The organism is Devosia limi DSM 17137, assembly GCF_900128975.1.
Taxonomy (GTDB): domain Bacteria; phylum Pseudomonadota; class Alphaproteobacteria; order Rhizobiales; family Devosiaceae; genus Devosia; species Devosia limi.
In genome coordinates, this window is sequence record NZ_FQVC01000015.1 from 52,126 (window position 1) to 72,156 (window position 20,031).

The window sequence follows — 20,031 nt, forward strand, 5'->3', positions numbered from 1 at the left end:
AAGAAGGGCAGGGTAATGTCCGAGAACGACACCAACACCTACAACTATCCATATCGGTCGATGACCGATTTCAGCGATGAGCTGTATCGTCCTGTCTCCGGCCGTCAGTTGGACGTGGCGCCTCTGGGCCTGGGTCCAACCATCGAAGTCGTCGTGGCAGGCGACCACGTCTATGCGCTGTCTGGTACAAGCCTGAACATACTCGATGCGAAGAGCTTCAAGACAATCGGCAGGCTTGAAGGACTGGTCAGCGCCCGCCAGCTGGCCGTCAACGGAGGTGTCGCGGTGGTGACGGCGCGCGATTGCGGCGTCTATATCGTCGATACCTCGCGCCCCGAAGCGCCAGCCCTTGTCGCGCTTTATGATCCGGTGGAATTTGCCACCGGTGTCCATCTTGCCCGCCCCGACCTGGCCATCCTGAGCTGTCGACATTACGGGCTAGAATTTGTCGATCTGAGCCAGCCGTCCGCGCCGCGTTTTCTGTCCTCCATACTGGTCGGGGAGGCGCAGTCCGTTGCCAGTGTCGGCACGATTGCCTATGCCGGTGTGTGGTATGAAAAAGAGCTGGTTCTGGTCGACTTCAGCGACCCTGCGCGCCCGACCATTATTGGCCGCTCGGCCCTCGATGGCTTTGGCGACGGCGTCTATGTGCGGCAGGACCTGGCCTACGTGGCCACGGGCCATCACTCCGCGCTGCAACGCGATCCGCGTCATTTCGAGCCAGCCCGGCATATCACCTTCGACATGCTCAAGACTGGTTATGGGCAGGGGCATGGGATCGAAATCCACAATGTCGCCGACCCGCAAAATCCGCATTGCGTTGCGCGTATCAAGAGCCCGCCGAGCTTCGTCAATTCGCCCGATACCTGGCGCGTGACGCAGCATGACGGGCTGCTGGTGCATGCCGATGCCGAGAACGGGGTTTTCGTCCACGACCTGACCGATCCCCTGCGGCCGACGCCGCTGGCCTTTGCCGTATTGCCGCAGCATGAGACGCATCGCCAACTGGCGACCCTGTCGATGCAAAAGGACCGCTATCCCGCAACGGGCATGGCGATAACAGGCAATACGCTGCTGATCGCCAGCGCGACTTCGGACCTTTACCGGTGCGACCTGACAGCGGCCCGCACCACCAACGACACGCCGCTGACCTCGCCGTTTCCGGTGCGCTATCCCGATCCCGATATTCCGCAGGCGACCAGTGGCGAAAGCCTGCTCGATACGGAAGGTCAGGTCCATTGGGTCGCCGGTGATGACGAAGTGCTTTTTGCGGCGGCAGGGAGTGGCGGGCTTTATATGCTCGACGCGGAAAACGGGGATGTGGTCGCCCACCATGACGTTGACGGGATCACGCAGCATGTCTTTGCGGCGCGCGGGCTTGTCTATGTCTCGCAGGGCACCGGCGGGCTTAGCGTCTGGCAGCGGCGCGGGACGGCGCTTGAGCAGGTCGGCGCGTGGCGCGACGGCGCCGGCATAAGGCAGGTCATGATCCCCGAGGCTTTGTCTCTAGGCATTGCCGTGGCTGGCGCGGGCCTTTTTGCCATTCTGGACCTTGCCGATCCCACCGCGCCGCGCCGCGTTGCCACCCACCCCGTTGGTGGGCTGGTCTATGCGCGGCTTCTGGCCGACGGTCTGGTCGATAGCAGATACGCCATCGGCGCATCGCAGGGCGGTGGCATCAACTGGTTCGACCTGTCCGACACAGCGCTGGCCGAACAGCGGCCCAGATCGGCTGATGCGCGGCTGTGTCCTATCACCGAAGGGATCACGATCCACAATGGTCAGGCGCTGATTTTCCAGGCCGGCGGCTATTACCTCGCCAGCGCAGACCATCCGCAAACCCATTGTGGCGCCGACCATATCGGCGAGCCGGGCCGCTTCTTCAGCGGCAATCCGCAATCGGTGGGAGCGGACCGGATCGTCGTGACCAATCGCGCCACCGGCAGCGCGCGCATTCTGGACATGACCAATGCCAATGCGCCCAGAACGCTGGCCTATCTGCATCTGCCGGGCAATCCCGACCGGCCCATTCGCGTCGGAGACCGGCTGATTTTTCCATGCGGCCGCGCTGGCCTGCGGGCAGTCCCCTGCCCCTAGCCGCGTTGCGTCAAACCATAAAAACTGGAGGAGAAGACTATGAAGCTAATGAAAAGATCCCTGATCGGCATGTCATCACTGGGGATGCTTGTCGCTTTGGCTGGCCCCGCCTTTGCCGAAGTGACGTTGCGCCTCTCGATCTGGGACGCCAACCAGAAGCCGGCGCTTGACCAGATCACCGCCCGCTTCTCGGAAGAAAACCCCGACATCAAGGTATCCATCGAAGTGGTGCCGCGCTCGGACTATGTCACCAAGCTCGAAACCTCGATCGTGGGCCGCAATGCGCCGGACGTGTTCTGGAACGCGCTGCCGGACCGGTTTCTGGAACTGGCGCGTTCGGGCCTCATCGAGAACCTCGATGAGCGGATCAAGGCCGATGGCGTCGATCTGAGCCCCATCGCGCCGGCTCTGCTCGAAGCCTTCACCTATGAAGGCTCGCTCTACGCCATTCCCAAGGATTTCGACACCGTTGGCCTGTGGTACAACAAGGCGCTGTTCGACGCTGCGGGCGTGGCCTACCCCGATGACAGCTGGACCTGGGAAACCCTGCGTGAAAACGCCAAGAAGCTCACCAACCCCAGCAAGGGCGTCTATGGCTTCGTGGTCAATGCGGGCACGCGCGCCGGCTATTACAACTTCATCGCACAGAATGCCGGGGACGTTCTCACCGACGATCTCAAGTCCGGTTTTGACCAGCCAGAGACAGCGGCCGCCGTGCAGTTCATGGCCGACCTCATCCTGGTGGACAAGGTTTCGCCCACCGTGCAGCAGACCGAAGAGGTCAATGCCCAGACCCGCTTCAAGACCGGGCAGGCCGCGATGATCCTTGATGGTTCGTGGCGTGCGCGTGAATTCGCCGACGATCCCTACACGCTCGAAAACGCCAATATCGCCGTGCTGCCGCAGGGCACGGTCCGGGCGAGCAGCTCGGGCACTTTGGGCTATTCGATCTATTCGGGTTCCGAGCATAAGGAAGAAGCCTGGGACCTGCTGAAATTCCTCGCTAGCCCGGAAGCCGCGCAGATTCAGGCCTCGGCCGGCGCGGTGATCCCCTCGCATATGGATCAGGCCCAGATCTGGGTCGACGCCATTCCGCAGTTCAACCTGCAGGCCTTCCTCGACATGGTGGACTATGCCGAAGTGGTTGCCCACTCGTTCAATACGCCCGGCTGGTCCAGCATAATGAACCAGGAGCTAAAGAAGGCTCTGGCGGGTGACGTGTCGGTGGATGAGGCAACGAGCCTTGTGGCCACGAAGATGAACGAGGTTCTCGCCTCGGAAGGCAAATAAGATGCTTACGCCAGCGACCACACGGAAAGACCGATATGACCGGCAGGAGGTCCTTTGGGGCTATCTGCTGATCGGTCCCACCCTTCTGGGCATATCGCTCTTCGCGCTGTGGCCGCTGGTGCAGTCGGTTTATCTGAGCTTCACCTCCTGGGGGGTGTTCGGACAGGTTCAGTGGGTGGGCGGGGAAAACTACGCCCGCCTGCTGGCCGACCCCGAAGTCTATGCGACACTGCGCAACACCATCATCCTAGCTGTCACCTCTGTCGTGGGTAGCGTCCTGATTGCCACCCTTCTGGCGGTGTTGCTCAATGTGGGTGTGCGCGGGACGAGCGTTTATCGCGTGCTGCTGTTCCTGCCCGTCGTCACCATGCCCGCCGCTTCGGCCATGGTCTGGAAATGGCTCTACAACAGCGATTTCGGCCTGCTCAACAGCATGCTGGCTAATTTCGGCATCATCGGTCCTGCCTGGATCACCGACAAGGCCTTTGCCCTGTGGTCCGTCGCCATAGTCTGCATCTGGAACGAGATCGGCATCAGCATGATCATCCTGCTTGCGGGCCTGCAGGGTGTGCCGCGCTCGCTGCATGAAGCCGCGCATCTGGATGGGGCGGGGCCGGTTGCCACATTTTTCTACGTCACCCTGCCTTTGCTCACGCCGACCCTGTTTTTCGTCACGGTGACCTCGATCATCAGCGCCTTCCAGATGTTCGACATAATCTACCTGATGATCGGGCCCGAGGGTTATGCGCTCGAGAGCACGCAGACACTCATCTTCCTGTTCTACGAACAGGGCTTCATCCACGGGAGCAAGGGCTATGCCGCGGCTATCGTGCTCTTGCTGTTCCTCATCATTGCGCTGGTGACGGCGTTCCAATTCTGGCTACAGAAGCGCTGGGTGCATTACGAATGAACACGACACGTTTTCCAATCAATCCGGGCCGCATTCTCGTCCATGTCGTGCTCATCACGATTTCCGCGGTTATGGTCGTGCCCTTTGTCTGGATGGTGCTGACCGCATTCAAGTCCATGTCCGAGGCAACGGCGATCCCGGTGCAGATCTTTCCCTCGCAGTTGCGCTGGGAGAATTTCCTGACGCTGTTCAACAGCTTCAACTTCGGCAACATGTATCTCAATTCGATGGTCTCGACGCTGCTGCGCGTCACGGCCCAGGTCAGCTTCTGTGCCATGGCGGGCTATGCCTTTGCCCGGCTCCGCTTTCCCGGACGCGACATGCTGTTCGCCATCGTGCTGTCGGTCATGATGGTCCCGCCGGTGCTCTACATCATCCCAAAATTCCTGCTGATGACACAGCTTGGCTGGGTCAATACGCTGCAGGGGTTCGTCGTGCCCGGCTTTACCAGCGCTTTCGGCACATTCCTGCTGCGCCAGTTTTTCAAATCGCTGCCCAATGAGCTTGCCGAAGCCGCCAAGCTCGATGGCTGCGGCCCGTTCCGCACCTTTTTCTGGATCATGCTGCCGCTCGCCAAACCGGGCATCGTCGCCTTTGGCATTTTCTCGATCCTGTGGTCGTGGAACGAGCTGCTCTGGCCGCTGATCATCCTCAACTCACCCGACAAGATGACGCTTTCGGTCGGGCTGGCGACGATGGAGGGCGAGTACGTCAGCAACTACCCGGCCATGATGGCGGGTGCCGTGCTGGCCGTCCTGCCGATGATCGCCATGTTTTTCTTCTTCCAGCGTCAGTTCATCGAGGGCATCGCCTTGACGGGATCCAAGGGCTGACCAGGCCGAAAGCCCCGGAGCAAACCAGTGGCGGACATGGGCAATGCGGGCCGGGCGCCCGCTGGCAGCCCCTTCGCCAAGACAGCGGGAAACCCGCATGAGGATCAGAATAAATGGCAACAGTCACCATCAACGAGATCGACAAGCATTATGGCGAGTTCCATGCCCTCAAAGGAGTATCGGTCGACATAGATGACGGCGAATTTGTCGTTCTGGTCGGTCCTTCCGGATGCGGAAAATCAACGCTGCTGCGCATGATTGCGGGACTTGAAGGCATTAACGCCGGCGAAATCAGCATCGGCCGTCAGGTTATCAACGACCTTCCCCCCACCAAGCGCGATATCGCCATGGTGTTCCAGAACTACGCGCTCTACCCGCATATGACCGTCGAGCAGAATATGAGCTTTTCGCTCAAGCTCAAAGGCGTGGCGAAATCCGAAATCAGGGCGAAGGTCGATTACGCAGCCCAGATTTTGGGGCTCGAGAAGCTGCTCGACCGCCACCCTCGCCAGCTTTCGGGCGGGCAGCGCCAGCGTGTGGCGATGGGGCGCGCCATCGTGCGCAATCCGCAGGTTTTTCTCTTCGATGAGCCGCTGTCCAATCTCGACGCCAAGCTGCGCGTGCAGATGCGCGCCGAAATCAAGGAACTGCATCAGCGCCTCAGGACCACTACCATCTATGTCACCCACGATCAGGTCGAAGCCATGACTATGGCCGACAAGATCGTTGTGATGCGCGATGGCATTATCGAGCAGGTGGGCACGCCACTCGACCTCTACGATCGCCCGCTCAATACCTTCGTGGCCGGCTTCATCGGATCGCCATCGATGAACTTCATCAACGGTGAAATGACACAGGCCGGCTTCCTCACCGTCGACGGCATCTTGCTGCCCTGCAGCAACATGGATCCTCAAGCTAAGGTCTACGGCATCCGGCCCGAACACCTTCGTCTTGACCCTGACGGCATCGAGATTGAAGTTGTGGTTTTGGAACCCACAGGTTCGGAGACACAGGTTATTGGTCGGCTCGGTGCGCAGCCTATCGTAGGAATGTTCCGTGAGCGCATCACCTCACGTCCTGGGACCAGGTTGAAGGTTTCTCCTGACACCTCAATGGTTCACCTGTTCGACCAGGCCGGCAATCGCCTGAATTGACCGCCAGCCAGCTTCCGAGCGTCCGCTATCAACGGTCCGTTGGCAAAAGCAGCCAGTCCGTAGTCCACCCCGAAGGCGACGGTCTGCAGCCGACCCCATTTCGGCCGTTCAGCGCCAGATCGCGAAATCCCCAAAGCCGCCGTTGTTTTCGGCAGGGCGGCAATCGCTGCGCTCCCCTTGCCAGTCGCTCGAACTTTGGCAAGTTCCCCCTGCGCAAGTCTTTAGCTTTGGCAGTGAATTCCTGGAGCTGACTGTACGTTAACGCGAACTAGGGCTACCGCGCACTTTGAGGCGCCTTCATTTCTACCCGGATTCCGTGGATCGTTGCACCCGAAGCATTGAAGACCCGGCCCGCCGGCTGCGGTGCCATGTTGACCACAAGACAGCCTTGGCCGTCCCATTTTTCGCTGGCACGGATCACATTCCGATTGTCCGGCCATTGTGTGCCATCCGGCGCATAATTATGCACCGGCCCGCCCACCTGATCGAAAACGAACACTGACGGCCACCGGTGATGGTGCACCGATGCCGCAAAGAATTGCGGTGGTCAGGTGCGCATGTCGGAGGCGCGATACCCGGGGGCACTTACGAACTGCTGGTAGTGCTTACACATGTCATCGATCAATTGCATAATGCGCGGCGTACGGTGGCGGTGTGCGGGATAAACGACGAAAACCGGGGTGTTCTCGGAGCGCAACTCTGGCAGCACCGGGATAAGGACGCCGTTCTGGACTTCGCGCTGCACGAAGAAATCCGGCAGGTAGCCTAGCGTGCAGTTTTCCACCACCAGGTATTTCGCCATCCAGTATTCGTTGACGTGAAACTTGGGCCGCGGGGACAGATGGATGGAGGCGTTGTTCTCTCGCAAGATCCAGCGCTCCGGCAGTCCGTTGCGCAAATAGATCACTGCGTCGGACATGTTTACATCCTCATGCGTTTTCGGCGCGCCGTGTCGGGCAATATATTCTGCGCCAGCATACAACCCGAACGAAACGTCGCCCATCTTGCGGCGGAGCAGATTTGAGGGGGGCGGATCACCAACAAAGATCATGCAGTCGAAATCGAACTGCCCGGCCATGATCTTGTCGTTGGGATAGACCTGCAGGTCAAAATCAAGTTTGGGGTTCTTGGCCGAGTAATGAATGGCCGCCGCGCCAATCAACGACGTGCCGAAGGCAGAACTTGCAACGATGCGTATTCGTCCGCTGATGTCGGAATGCGCCCGCTGGGCGGCGTTTGTGGCGTTTTCGTACGATTCGAAGATAAGCGCGGCGTGGTCGAGAAATTCCTTTCCCGCATCGGTGAGTTCGAGGCCCTTGGCCTTGCGGACGAACAGCTGGACCTGCAGGGAATCCTCGAGCCGCCGCAGGTGATGGCTGAGGGTTGCCTTGGGTAAATTGTACAGCACCGCAGCCCGCGAAATGCTGCCCGCGCTGGCAATTCCCATGAAGCTTTTTACGTCTCTCAGCTCGTAGCCTTCAATCATCAGCGTTCAACTTTCTGAACGAGAGGTTCATTAATCAACTCTATCTTGGAGCCTAGTGGGACATATGATTGAACGAAAGAAGAATAAAAACGGGTAAACGAAAAGGGTACTCGTGGAGGACGCGCAATGCCGCAACGGGACGCATTCTACGGTGGATTCTGCCAGGGTTCCGCCGTGACGAAAGGATTTTCGAAACGGTTTTTGGACAGGGCTGAATGAGTTTACCTCCCCTAGCACAGCCCCAATATTCCCAAGGTGAACCGCTGCTCCGCCTTGAGGGGGTCAGCAAGAAATTTGGCACGCTCGTCGCCAATTGCGATGTCGATCTGTCGATCCATCCCAGCGAGATCGTCGCCGTGCTCGGCGAGAACGGTGCCGGCAAATCCACATTGATGAAAATGATCTTCGGCGTCATGCAGCCGAGCGCCGGCAGTATCTACTGGCGGGGCCAGCGGGTGCAGATCAGCAGCCCTGCCCAGGCGCGCCAGCTTGGCATCGGCATGGTTTTTCAGCATTTCACGCTGTTCGAGACCATTACGGTTGCCGAGAACGTTGCGCTTTCGATGCCTGGTACGCCGCAGGAACTGGCGGGAAAAATCCGCGAGGCTTCGCAGAAGTTCGGACTGGCGGTCGAGCCCCACGCTCCCGTCTATTCACTCTCGGTGGGCGAGCGGCAGCGGGTCGAACTGTTGCGCTGCCTGTTGCAGGATCCATCGCTGCTGATCCTTGACGAGCCGACTTCGGTGTTGCCTCCAACAGCGATCGAAAGCCTGTTCCAAACCTTGCGCGGCTTGCAGGAACGCGGCATTGCCATACTTTATATCAGCCACAAACTGGAGGAGATCCGGGCGCTCTGCCAGCGCGCGACGATCCTTCGGCATGGGCGGGTGACGGGTACGGTCGTTCCAAAAGATGAAACGGCACACCGCCTGGCCGAGCTGATGATCGGGCGCGAAATTCCGCGTTCCAGCCATCCCAAGGCAACGCCAGGCGAGGTCGTTCTTAAGGTTTCGGGCCTGTCGGTACAGGAAGCCGACCCGCTCGCAGTGGGGCTGAAAAATGTCAGCTTCGACCTGCGCGAGGGCGAAATTCTGGGGATCGCCGGTGTTTCTGGCAATGGACAGCGAACGCTGGCGCGCGCGCTTTCCGGCGAAGACACCCTTCCCCCATCCGGGCAGGGCAGTATCGAGATGCTGGGCCGGCCGGTTGGCCACCTTGGCGCGGCCGAGCGGCGTGCCCTCAGGTTGGCCTTCGTGCCCGAAGAGCGGATGGGGCGCGGAGCCGCGCCAACCATGGCGCTAAGGGAAAACGCGCTGCTGACCGCCCATGGGGAGGGCATGGTGCGTCGCGGCATGATCCAGCGTGAGAAGCAGGAAGCGTTCACGCTCAAATGCATCGCCGACATGGACGTACGCAGTTCGGGCCCCGCAGCCCCGGCGAGCACACTTTCGGGCGGCAACCTGCAAAAATTCATCGTCGGGCGCGAGATGATGCTGCGCCCGCGCGTCTTCGTGGTTTCCCAGCCCACCTGGGGCATCGATGTGGGCGCTGCGGCCCTGGTCCGGCAGAAGCTGGTGGACATGCGCGGGCAAGGCAGCGGGATCATCGTGATCTCGGAGGAACTCGAGGAACTGTTCGAAGTGGCTGACCGGATTGCGGTCATGTTCGATGGCCGGCTTTCCCCATCGCGGAGTACCGCCCTGACCACCCCAGAAATCATCGGTCAGATGATGATCGGCCTTTTTGATGCTGGCCTTGATACCGCGCGAGAGGCGGCGCAATGAGTTTTCCCGGACTAACTCTGATCCCCCGGACCAGGACCACGCCGCTGCAGGTGCTGATGGTATCGGTGACAACGGTGATCCTGTCCGTTCTGGCCATGGTCCTGATGTTCTCCCTGCTCGGCGCAGAGCCCACGACCATCTTCCAGAGCTTCTTCATCGAGCCGTTGAGTTCGGGCTACAATATCGGCGAAGTCGTTATCAAGGCCAGCCCGCTGATCCTGATTGCCCAGGGACTGGCAATCGGTTTTCGGGCCAAGGTCTGGAATATCGGCGCCGAAGGGCAGCTGATCATGGGGGCCATAACGGCTAGCCTGCTGCCGATCTGGTGGCCGCAGAGCGACTCCATGCTGCTGCTGCCGGCCATGATCGTATTTGGCGCACTGGGCGGGATGGTGTGGTCGGGGATCGCTGCGTTGCTGCGGACCAGCTTCAATGCCAGCGAGATCATCGTGACGCTGATGCTGACCGAAATCGCGCGCCAGGTTCTGTACTTCCTGCTGACGGGGTCGTTGCGCGATCCGGGTGGGTATAACTTTCCGCAATCGGTCATGTTCCCCGATGCCGGGCTCTACCCGATCATCGGCACCGGTGCGGTGCGGGCGAACGCGTCCATCATCATCACCCTGCTGATGACGATTGGCTGCTGGATCTTTGTCAATCGCGCCTTTGCAGCCTTCCGCCTTCAGGTGGGCGGATTGGCGCCGGCAGCCGCTCAATATGCAGGATTTTCGCAGAAGCAGGCGATTTGGCTGTCGCTGCTCATCAGCGGCGCTGCTGCGGGTCTCGCGGGCATGGGCGAGGTGGCTGGGCCAATTGGCCGGCTGCAGTCGATGTTGTCTCCGGGTTACGGCTACGCGGCAATCATCGTGGCATTCCTGGGCGGACTGAACCCGATCGGCATTTTCTTTGCCGGTTTCCTCATGGCGATTGTCTACGTCGGCGGCGATATCGCGCTGGTGAATGCGGGTATCCCGTCAGCGGCGCCGGTCGTCTTCCAGGGCCTGGTGATGGTCTTCTACCTCGGAGCCAGCCTGTTCCTCCGCTACAGCCTCGTCAGCGTATTCACACTGGCCGATGTCAAGGAGCCTGTCTGAGATGAGCGTGATCGTGTTTGTCCTTTCGGGTGCCTTTGCCATGTGCGTGCCCTTTGCGCTGGCGGCGCTGGGTGAACTGGTGGCCGAGAAATCGGGGGTGCTGAACCTCAGCGTCGAAGGCATGATGGCCCTTTCCGCGGTGATGGGCTTCATGGTGGTGGCGGGCACCGGATCGCATGTGCTGGGCCTGGGCGCGGGGATGATTGCGGGCGCGGGACTATCGGTAATCTTTGCGGCCCTGGTGTTGCTGTTCCGGGCCAACCAGGTGGCCGCAGGACTTGCCGTGGGTATTCTGGGCATGGGCCTCTCCAACCTTCTTGGGCGGAGCTACGAAGGATCGAGCGTTACCGCGCTTGCCAAGATCCGCGTGCCGGTGCTTTCAGAGATTCCGGTGATCGGCCCGATTCTTTTCGTGCAGGACATCGTGGTCTATCTGACGGTTGTACTGGTGATCGTCATTGCCTGGTTCCTGTACCATACCAAGCCCGGCCTGCGGCTGCGCGTCATCGGCGAAAACCCTGAAACAGCATACGCCTTGGGTATGCATCCAGTTGCGGTGCGGCTGGCCTGCGTGGCGTTTGGCGGCATGATGGCCGGGCTGGCGGGCGCCTATGCCTCGACCATTCTGACCCCCGTATGGGCGCAGAACATGATTGCTGGGCGCGGCTGGGTGGCGGTAGCGCTGGTGGTGTTTGGCACATGGCGACCCATCCGCATCGCGCTGGGGGCCTATCTGTTCGGAGCGGTGGGGCTAGCCAGTCTTAGCCTACAATCACTGGGCGTCGGGGTTCCGTCACAAGTGATGAGCGCTTCGCCTTACCTGCTGACCATCATCGTACTGGTCGTCATCTCCGCAAATTCGCTTCGCATTCGGCTTAATGCGCCAATGGCGCTGGGACAGAATTTCAGTCCGCACGGCTGAGGTCCGGTGCTGCAGGGCTTGCCAAGAAAACGCAAACTGGGAGGAAATTATGCATAAATGGACGTCGCGCATTCTGACGACACTGGCCTTGTCCGTCAGCATTACTGGCACGGCTTTCGCCGAGCCTTTCAAGATCGGCTACCTTTTGCCCAATCCGGTCAGCGAGATCGGGTGGTCCAGTGAACTCGCCGCGGGAGGGCGGGCGCTCGAAGAGCATTTTGGCGACAAGGTCGAATTGCAGATGATCGAGAACCTGGGGGAGGGGCCGGATTCTGCCCGCGTCATGAACAAGATGGCGGCGGACGGGGTGGGCATGCTTATTCTTGGCTCGTTCGCCTATCAGCAGGAAGGCGTAAAGTTGGCCGCCCGCTATCCCGATCTGAAGGTGGTTCATATCGGCGGTTACCTCCAGGGACCAAACTTTTCAACGCTGACACCGCGCCACTATGAAGCCGCCTATCTATGCGGCATGGCCTCCGGCATGGCGACCGAGACGAATTCGCTGGGCGTGATTGCCGCCTTCCCGTTGCCCGAAGTGCTCAACATCATGAACGCCTATGTGCTGGGTGCGCAGCGTTCCAATCCGGATATTGAGCCGGTCAAGGTGATCTGGCTGAACTCGTGGTTCGACCCGGCCAATGAGAAGGCTTCGACCGAATCCTTCGCCTCGCAGAGCGTGGACGTTGTCTTTTCGCTCTTTCCCGGAACACCGGCACCGGTGGTGGCCGCCGAGGAGCTGGGGATCTATGTAACCGTGACCCATTCGGACAATTCGCGCTTTGCACCGAACCGACACCTGTGCGCGGGGCAGTTGCACTTCGGCCCGACCCTGATCACCAAGGTTCAGGAAGCCATGGATGGTGCCTTCCAGGAGAATGACATCTTTGCCGGGGTCCAGGATGGCACGATCGAGGCCGCAGGTCTCGGCGGCCCCCTGACCCAGGCGCAAAAGGACGAGATTCTCGCAGTGCAGGAAGAAATGCGCGCCGGCACATTCAACCCCTTCACCGGTCCCATTGCCGCAATGGACGGGGCCGAAATGATCGCTGCCGGAGCGGCTCTGGATGACGGTGCGATCAAGGGGATGAACTTTCTGGTCCAGGGGATCAACACCAACCTTCCCAAATGATCTGTCGGGTAGGCAACCCGGTCCCCCGGGATTGCCCACCCACTTCCCGATCTGCACGTTCTGCGCCCGGACAGGGGCGCGGGTGTAACGCCTTTGCCCAAAAGCAGGCTTCTCCCTGCGGGAAACAGGAACAATGCCACGATGTACCATCTCTCGAAATCCGGTTCAGCAGGCCACGCTTCCGCAGAGTGTGCCATTCAGGCGATGGAAAGCTGCGAGGTCCTGTTGGACGGCGTGCGTCGCGCCGGCGATGTGACCGACAAGATCGACCGTCGCCGCTATCTGCATGCGGGCCCGCCACTTGCGCTGGCCGATGTGCCCGGTCCGATGCGAGGCGCGCTGATTGGAGGATTGCTGTTCGAGGGCGAGGCGGCAAGTGTTGCCGAGGCGGAAGCGATCATCGATAGCGGCGAGCTTGAAATCAGCCCCTGCCACGATGCCGGGGCATTGGGGGCAATGGCGGGCGTCATTACCCCGAACATGCCGGTAGCCGTGGCACGGACCGGCGAGACCCTTACGTTTTCCCCGCTTAATGAAGGGGTGAACGGCGCTGTGCGCTATGGCTCGTTTGACGAGGCTACCATCGCGCGCCTGCGCTGGATGGCCGGCACGATGGCGCCCGTTCTTGATGACGCCATTCGCAGTAGCGAGCCCATCAATCTGGTGGAGCTGGTGGCCGAAGGCCTGCGGCGGGGCGACGACTGCCATAACCGCCTGGTGGCGACTACCGCGATCCTGCTGCAGCGGCTGACACCAGCGTTGATCCGAACTGCCCATGCGCCAGACACCGCGGCGGAGGCAGCGTCGATCATCGCGGGCAATGGCCATTTCTCTCTGCCCTTTGCGATTGCCATGGCCAAGGCCCGGACCCTTGCTGCGGCCAATATTCCGGGCTGCCCCATCGTCACGACGATGTCGGGAAACGGGCGCGACTTCGGCATCCGGGTTTCGGGGCTGGGTGACCGCTGGTTCTTGGCGCCCTCGCCGATCGGCGAGCCGAAGTTGATTGCCGGGGCGCGCATGGAAGACGTGAACCCGACCATGGGCGACTCGATGATATCCGAGACCGCCGGGTTCGGCGCCTTTGCCATGAGTGCATCTCCCGCGATCATGTCCTTTGTCGGCGGCACCGTGGCGCAGGGCATCGAAATCGTGGCCGAGATGCGTCGGATTTGTGCGGGGACCTCGGGGCGTTTCCTGATCCCGGCCGAGGAGCATCGCGGCACCCCCCTTGGCATCGACGTGCACCTCGTTGCCGAGAGCGGGGTCGCGCCGGTGATCAACAACGGTCTTTGCCATCGCCTGCCCGGGAAGGGCCGGATCGGCGCCGGGATCACTCGTACGCCACTGGAGATTTTCGTCGCGGCGAGTGCGGCCCTGCGCGCAGAGGAGCGGGCATGACACGCGAGACCGCTGCACAGATTGCCGCCCGATGGGGGATCGACAGCGCCGCCATTCCCGGGCTTGAGCGCCTGCTCGACAATACACGGCAGACATATGCCCGCGTCGAGGCGCTGGCCGAAGCCCTGTCGGAGCCGCCCCCGCCATCACCCGGCTGGCGGGTGGAAGCGGTGCGCGGCAGCGATCCAACGCGGGCATGGATGTTCCGGACCTTCCCGGTTGCACCGTCCCCAACAGGCCCGTTATCGGGTCAGCGGTTGGTGGTAAAGGATGCCATCGCCGTGGGCGGGGTGCCGATGACCCTGGGCAGCAACCTGCTCGCGGGCCACGTTCCCGATCACAGCGCCACGGCTGTCGAGCGCGCTCTTTCCGCCGGAGCGACGCTTGCCGGAACGGCCGTTTGCGAGGACATGTGCTATTCTGGATCGAGCTTTACCAGCGCCACTGGGCCGGTGCCAAATCCCTATGATCGGGCGCGTTCCGCGGGCGGTTCGACCAGTGGCTGCGGCGCGCTGATTGCCTCGGGCGAGGCCGACCTGGGGCTTGGCACCGACCTTGGCGGCTCCGTGCGCAATCCTGCCGCCTGGTGCGGCATCTGTGGATTGAAGCCGACCTTTGGCGTCGTGCCTTATACGGGCGCAGCGGCCACCGAGGTGACGATGGATCATCTCGGCCTCATGGCGCGAACGGCGCGCGAGATCGCGGTCCTGCTCGATGCGGTCGCCGGGCCCGATGACCAGGATCCCCGTCAGGCCGGAGCCGGGGTGCTGCGCGGCAGCGCCGCCGGCATCGAAGCAGAACCTTCCGGCATGCGGGTTGGGCTGTTGCGCGAGGGCTTCGGCTGGCCGAACCGCTCGGACCCGCGGCAGGATGAGTTGGTCGAGGGCGCCATCGAGCGCATGGCCGAGCTGGGCGTCAGCATCGGCGAGGTCTCGGTCCCTCTGTTCCGGTCGGGCACGGATATCCATGTGCCCATTGCCACCGAGGGAGGACTGGCGACGGTCTTCGAAACTGCCCTGCAGGGCGCCAACCATGCTGGCTTCTACGATCCTGCACTGGCCAGGGAATTTGGCAATGCGCTGCGGGAGCGGCCCGCCGATCTGCCGCTCAATGGCAAGGTTACGGTGATTGCCGCAACCCTGATGCGACAACAAACCAATGGACGGGTCATGGCGCTGGCCCAGGCCTTGCGGCGAAAGCTGCGCAACCAGATCGACGCGGCCCTGGCCGAATATGACGTGCTGGCCCTGCCCACGACGCCAATGCTGCCGCATCTCTTGCCCGAGGGTGCGCTGACCTCGGATGCCCACCAGCAGCTGGCCTTCGAAATGCACGACAACAATTGCGTCGCCAACCTGACGGGCCATCCGGCCCTCAGCGTGCCCTGCGGCATGATCGACGGGCTGCCTGTCGGCCTGCTGCTCATCGGCCCCATGTTGGAGGACCACGAGCTCCTGCGCCTTGCCCATCATTTTCAGGCCCGGCTTTTTGCCCCGCCCACCCCAAAGACGGAGATGAACCCATGAGTGATCAAGTAAATGTGCTTGGCGGACCGATGGACCCCTGCGGGATGGAGCCGATAACCGGCTACCTGCGGAACGGCTGTTGCGATACTGGGCCGGACGATCCGACGAGCCATACGCTGTGCGCCATCCTGACCGAGGACTACATCGCCTTCCAGGACGCCACCGACAACAACCTGTCGCAACCCGAGCCTGCCAAGCGGTTCCCCGGTCTTGTTCCGGGAAATCGCTGGTGCGTGATCGCGGCGAGCTGGTACGCCGCCTACAAGGCAGGCAAGGCCTGCCCGATCGTCCTCAAGGCCACCAACAAGCAGGCGCTCGAACATGTACCGCTGGAGGCGCTGCTGGAGTTCGGCGTGGACCGGCCGGCCGCGGACCACCGGCACGTCTCCAACCAGCAAGGAACGCGATGACCCTCAAACGCACTCTTATCGGCATGCTCACTCCGTCCTCGAACACGGTTCTCGAACCCTACATGTCGGCGATCCTACATGATCTGCTGCCCGAAGTTTCGGCACATTATCAGCGCTTCACTGTCACGCAGATTTCGATGGACGACAATGCCTTGGCGCAGTTCACCAATTCGACCCTGTTGGATGCCGCCAAGATCCTGTCGGACGCCAAAATGGACGTGATCGCCTGGGCCGGAACCGCGGCGAGCTGGCGCGGCTTTGACATCGATACCCGCCTGTGCGCGGAAATCACCGCGGTTACGCGCGCTCCGGCGACCACTTCGGTGTTGGCCCTCAATGAAATCCTTGATCGAACACAGGTGCAAAAACTGGGTCTGGTTACCCCCTATCTCGACGAGGTGCAAAGCCAGATCATGGCCAATTACAAGTCCGCTGGACACGAGGTGACCGCGGAGCGTCACTTTGGAATGCGGGACAATTTCTCGTTTTCCCAGTTTAGCGAAGACCAGATCGAAGGGGCCATTCGCGAGGTTGTGGCCGAGGGCGTCGATGCCGTGGTGGTGCTGTGCACCAATCTTCGCGGCGCGCCTCTGGTGGATCGCCTGGAGCGCGAGCTGGGCGTGCCAATCTACGACTCGGTTTCCGCAACCGTCTGGAAGGCCATGCGGATGACGGGGCTTGATCTCAGCCGGATCAAGGGCTGGGGCCGGCTGTTTGACAGGGAGGTCTGATCCATGGCCGTGGAGTTCGACCTGGTTGTGCGTGGGGGCACCGTTGTAACCTCTGGCGACACCGCACGATGCGATATCGGCGTCCGCGATGGCCGGATCGTCGCGCTGGGCGAGCGGCTGGGGGAGGGCGCGCGTGAGATCGACGTCACCGGCCGGCTCGTATTGCCTGGCGGGGTAGATGCGCACTGCCACATGGATCAGCCCCAGGGCCCCGGTTTGCGGATGGCCGATGATTTTGAAAGCGGCACGCGCTCGGCGGCCTGCGGGGGAACCACCACTGTCATCCCTTTTGCCGCCCAGGCTAAGGGCAAGAGCCTGCGTGAGGCTGTCGAGGACTATCACCGCCGCGCCGCAGGCAAGGCCTCGGTCGACTACGCCTTTCATATGATCGTCACCGATCCGACGCCGGTTGTCCTCAACGAGGAACTGCCCGAACTGGTGTCCCAAGGGTGCACGTCGTTCAAGATCTACATGACCTATGACGACTTGAAGCTGCAAGACCGCCAGATTTTGGACTGCCTTGCCGTGGCCCGGCGAGAAGGCGCCCTGACCATGATCCATGCCGAGAACGCCGATTGCATTGCCTGGTTGACCCAAGCACTGGAAGCGGCGGGGTTGACCGCGCCCAAATATCACGCAACGGCCCGCCCGCCAGTAGTCGAGCGCGAGGCAACCCACCGCGCCCTTTCGCTGGCGGAACTGGTCGATGTCCCCATCCTGATCGTCCATGTCTCAGGCGCGGACGCCATCGAGCAGATCGGCTGGGCGCAGGCTCGCGGGTTGAAGATCCATGCAGAGACCTGTCCGCAATATATTACCCTGACGGCGCAGGACATGGATCTGGAAGGGTTCGAGGGTGCCAAGTTGATCTGCAGTCCGCCGCCGCGGGACGAGGCCAGCCACGAGGCGGTGTGGCGTGGCCTCGAGAGCGGGCTTTTCCAGGTCTTTTCCTCCGATCATGCCCCGTTCCGCTATGACGATGTTGAGGGAAAGAAATTTGCTGGCGAGCAAGCCTGTTTCCATTGCGTGCCGAACGGTATTCCGGGGCTGGAAACGCGGCTGGCGATCCTGTTTTCAGAGGGCGTCATGAAGGGGCGGATCGATCTCAACCGCTTTGTCTCTCTGACCTCCAGCGGCCCGGCGCGGCTCTACGGTCTTTACCCGCGCAAGGGCACGATTGCGGTTGGCGCCGACGCCGATCTGGCAATCTGGGATGCCGATCACCGTTGGACTGTCACCAACGACAAACTGCATCATGCGGTGGACTACACCCCCTATGAGGGCATGGAGTTGCAGGGCCGCGTGATGACCACGATCCTGCGGGGCGAGGTGGTTTGGGATGGTGGCCTGTTCCACGGGCAGGCCGGTAATGGCCGTTTCCTGCCGCGCGACAGGCCCTGCCCACGCGGCGAGTGAGGGAGCGTTTCCAGTTGAGCGCGCCAGGCGGTCAACCTGATGGGGCCTCTCGCAAAAAAAAGAGGCTGCAGCCCAGAAGGACATGCAGCCTGCAGTTTTCGCTGTTTCGCGGAAATCTCAATGGTGGTGACTGTCCGAATCCGGCAGGCGCGTGAAGACGTCATCACCCTTGTTGATCCAGCGGATACCCTTGCCGTCAACGGGACATTCCTCGATCTTGACCGACCCGATATAGGTGACCATGTACCAGATCACCTCGGCGGCGAAGCGGGCGGGATAGTTGCGCGGGTGCTGGACACCGAGACGCATGCTCCATGCCTCGATCGCGGAATTCACGTCCACGCGATAGCCATAGGTGTTTTCAGGCTCATAGACCGGGGTGAACGAGATTTCGACCATCGCCTGGCCGGTCAGGCCTGAACTCTGGCCAACTTCGTGGAACTGCATGTCCGGCCAGAAACGGCGCTGCTTGAGGCTTTCGTCTCGGTCGAGCGCATTGGCACCCTGCCGGGTCGTGCCGTACTTGCGCCTCAGGATCTCAGCGACGTGGTCCCTGACCTGGTTCTCGAAAGCGACCTGCTCGTTCATCTCTGCACCCTTCATTTATCTACTGGGGAAATCCGGCCCTAGGCGTCCGCAGGTTCGAGAACCGTGCGACGCGCCTCTGCTTCTATCTGACGGCGGAACGTCATCACCGCGCGCGACGCATTCACGCCCGCCGCGGCAACGAGTCGGTCGCCTCGGAAATAGGTGATCACGGGACCGGGGGCGCCTTCGGGCTGGTCCACGACGACGCGATCATGGCCGGGATGCCAGCCGACCATCTGTATCTTCAGGCCAAATTGGTCGGACCAGAAATAGGGAATGTCGCCAAAGCTCTTTATGCCCGGCGCGTCACCGCACAGGGCCGCCAGCAGATTGGTCGCTGCGGCCCGTCCCTGGGCCGAGGCATTGGTCCAGTGCTCGACCCGCATCCTGACGCCGTAGAGCGGGTTGAGCCATGAGGCAACATCGCCGGCAGCAAAAATTCCGGGAACGGAACTGCATAGCGTATCGTCGCAAACAACGCCGTTTTCCAGAGCCAGGCCTGACCCTGCGAGCCACGCGGTTTCAGGAATGGAGCCGGCGCCCACCAGCACAAGATCGGCAGGCAGCAGGCGGCTATCTGCCAATTCGGCGCCCGTTACTTTTCCATTGGCGGTCTGCAGCCGCGCCAGGCTTTGCCCGGTCAGAACGGTCACCCCGTTTCGGCGCTGCAGTTGCTCAAAGTAGTCGCCAAAGGCGCCGCCGAAGGGGCGCTCAAGCAGGCTGGACTGCATCTCGACGACGGTGACGTCGAGGTCAAGTCCGCGCAGCGAGGCGGCCATTTCGCAGCCGATCAGCCCGCCCCCCAGGATAAGGACGCGCGGTTTGGTGCGAACTGCCTGTTGTATGGCCAGAGCATGCTCGAGGGTGCGCAACGGAAGCACATTGTCGATGTTCAGTGCAAAATCGGGCATCCGCGCGGAAGCGCCGGTGCAGATGAGCAGGCCATCGAAATCAAAGTACCGGCCATCGTCGAGTTGAAGGTGTCGCGCCTGTGCATCCAGAGACAGGCCGCGCGATCCATCAATGATCTTGAGGTTCGCGCCACAAGGATCGATGGCCGGCAGCAGGATGCTCTCGAGGCTGACCCGGCCCTGCATGAACTCCTTGGACAAGGCCGGCTTGCTGTAGACGCCTCCGGCTTCTCCGGTAATCCAGACGATTTCACCGGCAAAGCCCCGATCGATCAGCTCGGTCACGGCAGACTGGCCGGACAGCGAACCGCCAGCGACGATGATACGTGAGGAATGAAGGTCGATCATG

General features: G+C 61.5%; 18 protein-coding genes. 14 read left to right on the plus strand and 4 right to left on the minus strand.

Going from position 1 to position 20,031, the window contains the following annotated elements; genetic code table 11:
• Positions 1-15: 15 nt before the first annotated feature.
• The 5 genes from BUA69_RS18350 (at position 16) to BUA69_RS18370 (ending at position 6,284) form a co-directional block, all read left to right on the plus strand.
• Complete coding sequence (locus BUA69_RS18350; protein WP_046134050.1) at positions 16-2,097, plus strand: LVIVD repeat-containing protein; 2,082 nt, start codon at positions 16-18, stop codon at positions 2,095-2,097.
• 39 nt (positions 2,098-2,136) lie between these two features.
• Entirely contained in the window at positions 2,137-3,387 is a 1,251-nt protein-coding gene (locus BUA69_RS18355) for an ABC transporter substrate-binding protein (protein ID WP_072866629.1), read from the plus strand.
• A 1-nt stretch (position 3,388) separates the two neighbouring features.
• Positions 3,389-4,297, plus strand: coding sequence for a carbohydrate ABC transporter permease (locus tag BUA69_RS18360; RefSeq protein ID WP_046134051.1), 909 nt, complete (start codon positions 3,389-3,391; stop codon positions 4,295-4,297).
• A complete protein-coding gene (locus BUA69_RS18365; RefSeq protein WP_046134052.1) occupies positions 4,294-5,130 on the plus strand; it encodes a carbohydrate ABC transporter permease in 837 nt (278 codons plus the stop codon). Before BUA69_RS18360 ends, BUA69_RS18365 begins: the two co-directional genes overlap by 4 nt.
• Positions 5,131-5,243: 113 nt before the next feature.
• Positions 5,244-6,284: an ABC transporter ATP-binding protein gene (locus tag BUA69_RS18370; protein ID WP_046134053.1), complete on the plus strand. Its 1,041-nt coding sequence runs from the start codon at positions 5,244-5,246 to the stop codon at positions 6,282-6,284.
• Between the two features lie 274 nt (positions 6,285-6,558).
• Here the strand turns inward: BUA69_RS18370 and BUA69_RS18375 are convergent, their stop codons facing one another.
• Together BUA69_RS18375 and BUA69_RS18380 are read right to left on the minus strand one after the other, a co-directional pair.
• On the minus strand, positions 6,559-6,783 hold the full coding sequence (locus BUA69_RS18375; protein ID WP_244468697.1) for a hypothetical protein: 225 nt from the start codon (positions 6,781-6,783) through the stop codon (positions 6,559-6,561).
• Between the two features lie 48 nt (positions 6,784-6,831).
• Positions 6,832-7,770 (minus strand): LysR family transcriptional regulator, encoded by a 939-nt coding sequence (locus tag BUA69_RS18380; RefSeq protein ID WP_072866630.1) that lies wholly within the window; start codon positions 7,768-7,770, stop codon positions 6,832-6,834.
• 215 nt (positions 7,771-7,985) lie between these two features.
• On the opposite strand from BUA69_RS18380, the gene BUA69_RS18385 reads away from it, so the two are divergent.
• From BUA69_RS18385 to hydA, 9 genes are all read left to right on the plus strand, one after another.
• Positions 7,986-9,554, plus strand: a complete 1,569-nt coding sequence (locus tag BUA69_RS18385) for an ABC transporter ATP-binding protein (protein WP_046134054.1) — start codon at positions 7,986-7,988, stop codon at positions 9,552-9,554.
• The gene (locus BUA69_RS18390) at positions 9,551-10,648 is read left to right on the plus strand and encodes an ABC transporter permease (RefSeq protein ID WP_046134055.1); all 1,098 of its coding nucleotides are present in this window, start codon (positions 9,551-9,553) and stop codon (positions 10,646-10,648) included. Before BUA69_RS18385 ends, BUA69_RS18390 begins: the two co-directional genes overlap by 4 nt.
• A gap of 1 nt (position 10,649) precedes the next feature.
• A complete protein-coding gene (locus BUA69_RS18395) occupies positions 10,650-11,570 on the plus strand; it encodes an ABC transporter permease (protein ID WP_046134056.1) in 921 nt (306 codons plus the stop codon).
• A complete protein-coding gene (locus tag BUA69_RS18400) occupies positions 11,527-12,699 on the plus strand; it encodes a BMP family ABC transporter substrate-binding protein (RefSeq protein WP_244468698.1) in 1,173 nt (390 codons plus the stop codon). Before BUA69_RS18395 ends, BUA69_RS18400 begins: the two co-directional genes overlap by 44 nt.
• A gap of 234 nt (positions 12,700-12,933) precedes the next feature.
• Complete coding sequence (locus BUA69_RS18405) at positions 12,934-14,100, plus strand: YlbE family protein (protein ID WP_244468701.1); 1,167 nt, start codon at positions 12,934-12,936, stop codon at positions 14,098-14,100.
• A complete protein-coding gene (locus BUA69_RS18410; RefSeq protein ID WP_046134059.1) occupies positions 14,097-15,626 on the plus strand; it encodes an amidase family protein in 1,530 nt (509 codons plus the stop codon). The genes BUA69_RS18405 and BUA69_RS18410 overlap by 4 nt, the downstream gene beginning before the upstream one ends.
• Positions 15,623-16,036, plus strand: a complete 414-nt coding sequence (locus BUA69_RS18415) for a DUF2237 family protein (RefSeq protein WP_046134060.1) — start codon at positions 15,623-15,625, stop codon at positions 16,034-16,036. The genes BUA69_RS18410 and BUA69_RS18415 overlap by 4 nt, the downstream gene beginning before the upstream one ends.
• Positions 16,033-16,767, plus strand: coding sequence for a maleate cis-trans isomerase family protein (locus BUA69_RS18420; RefSeq protein ID WP_046134061.1), 735 nt, complete (start codon positions 16,033-16,035; stop codon positions 16,765-16,767). Before BUA69_RS18415 ends, BUA69_RS18420 begins: the two co-directional genes overlap by 4 nt.
• Before the next feature lie 3 nt (positions 16,768-16,770).
• Entirely contained in the window at positions 16,771-18,183 is a 1,413-nt protein-coding gene (hydA, locus tag BUA69_RS18425) for a dihydropyrimidinase (protein ID WP_046134062.1), read from the plus strand.
• Positions 18,184-18,300: 117 nt separating this feature from the next.
• On the opposite strand, the gene BUA69_RS18430 is transcribed toward hydA, so the two are convergent.
• Together BUA69_RS18430 and BUA69_RS18435 are read right to left on the minus strand one after the other, a co-directional pair.
• The gene (locus BUA69_RS18430) at positions 18,301-18,771 is read right to left on the minus strand and encodes a hypothetical protein (RefSeq protein ID WP_046134063.1); all 471 of its coding nucleotides are present in this window, start codon (positions 18,769-18,771) and stop codon (positions 18,301-18,303) included.
• Between the two features lie 38 nt (positions 18,772-18,809).
• Complete coding sequence (locus BUA69_RS18435; RefSeq protein ID WP_052950386.1) at positions 18,810-20,030, minus strand: NAD(P)/FAD-dependent oxidoreductase; 1,221 nt, start codon at positions 20,028-20,030, stop codon at positions 18,810-18,812.
• Position 20,031 lies beyond the last annotated feature (1 nt).

What these genes read in the sequence shown, in the direction of transcription:
- BUA69_RS18360 (WP_046134051.1), top strand. Translation starts at nt 3,389, where the DNA reads ATGCTTACGCCAGCGACCACACGGAAAGACCGATATGACCGGCAGGAG.
- BUA69_RS18435 (WP_052950386.1), bottom strand. Translation starts at nt 20,030, where the DNA reads ATGATCGACCTTCATTCCTCACGTATCATCGTCGCTGGCGGTTCGCTG.
- BUA69_RS18395 (WP_046134056.1), top strand. Translation starts at nt 10,650, where the DNA reads ATGAGCGTGATCGTGTTTGTCCTTTCGGGTGCCTTTGCCATGTGCGTG.
- BUA69_RS18420 (WP_046134061.1), top strand. Translation starts at nt 16,033, where the DNA reads ATGACCCTCAAACGCACTCTTATCGGCATGCTCACTCCGTCCTCGAAC.
- BUA69_RS18400 (WP_244468698.1), top strand. Translation starts at nt 11,527, where the DNA reads ATGCGCCAATGGCGCTGGGACAGAATTTCAGTCCGCACGGCTGAGGTC.
- BUA69_RS18390 (WP_046134055.1), top strand. Translation starts at nt 9,551, where the DNA reads ATGAGTTTTCCCGGACTAACTCTGATCCCCCGGACCAGGACCACGCCG.
- BUA69_RS18380 (WP_072866630.1), bottom strand. Translation starts at nt 7,770, where the DNA reads ATGATTGAAGGCTACGAGCTGAGAGACGTAAAAAGCTTCATGGGAATT.
- BUA69_RS18365 (WP_046134052.1), top strand. Translation starts at nt 4,294, where the DNA reads ATGAACACGACACGTTTTCCAATCAATCCGGGCCGCATTCTCGTCCAT.
- BUA69_RS18415 (WP_046134060.1), top strand. Translation starts at nt 15,623, where the DNA reads ATGAGTGATCAAGTAAATGTGCTTGGCGGACCGATGGACCCCTGCGGG.
- BUA69_RS18355 (WP_072866629.1), top strand. Translation starts at nt 2,137, where the DNA reads ATGAAGCTAATGAAAAGATCCCTGATCGGCATGTCATCACTGGGGATG.
- BUA69_RS18385 (WP_046134054.1), top strand. Translation starts at nt 7,986, where the DNA reads ATGAGTTTACCTCCCCTAGCACAGCCCCAATATTCCCAAGGTGAACCG.
- BUA69_RS18350 (WP_046134050.1), top strand. Translation starts at nt 16, where the DNA reads ATGTCCGAGAACGACACCAACACCTACAACTATCCATATCGGTCGATG.
- BUA69_RS18410 (WP_046134059.1), top strand. Translation starts at nt 14,097, where the DNA reads ATGACACGCGAGACCGCTGCACAGATTGCCGCCCGATGGGGGATCGAC.
- BUA69_RS18430 (WP_046134063.1), bottom strand. Translation starts at nt 18,771, where the DNA reads ATGAACGAGCAGGTCGCTTTCGAGAACCAGGTCAGGGACCACGTCGCT.
- BUA69_RS18370 (WP_046134053.1), top strand. Translation starts at nt 5,244, where the DNA reads ATGGCAACAGTCACCATCAACGAGATCGACAAGCATTATGGCGAGTTC.
- hydA (WP_046134062.1), top strand. Translation starts at nt 16,771, where the DNA reads ATGGCCGTGGAGTTCGACCTGGTTGTGCGTGGGGGCACCGTTGTAACC.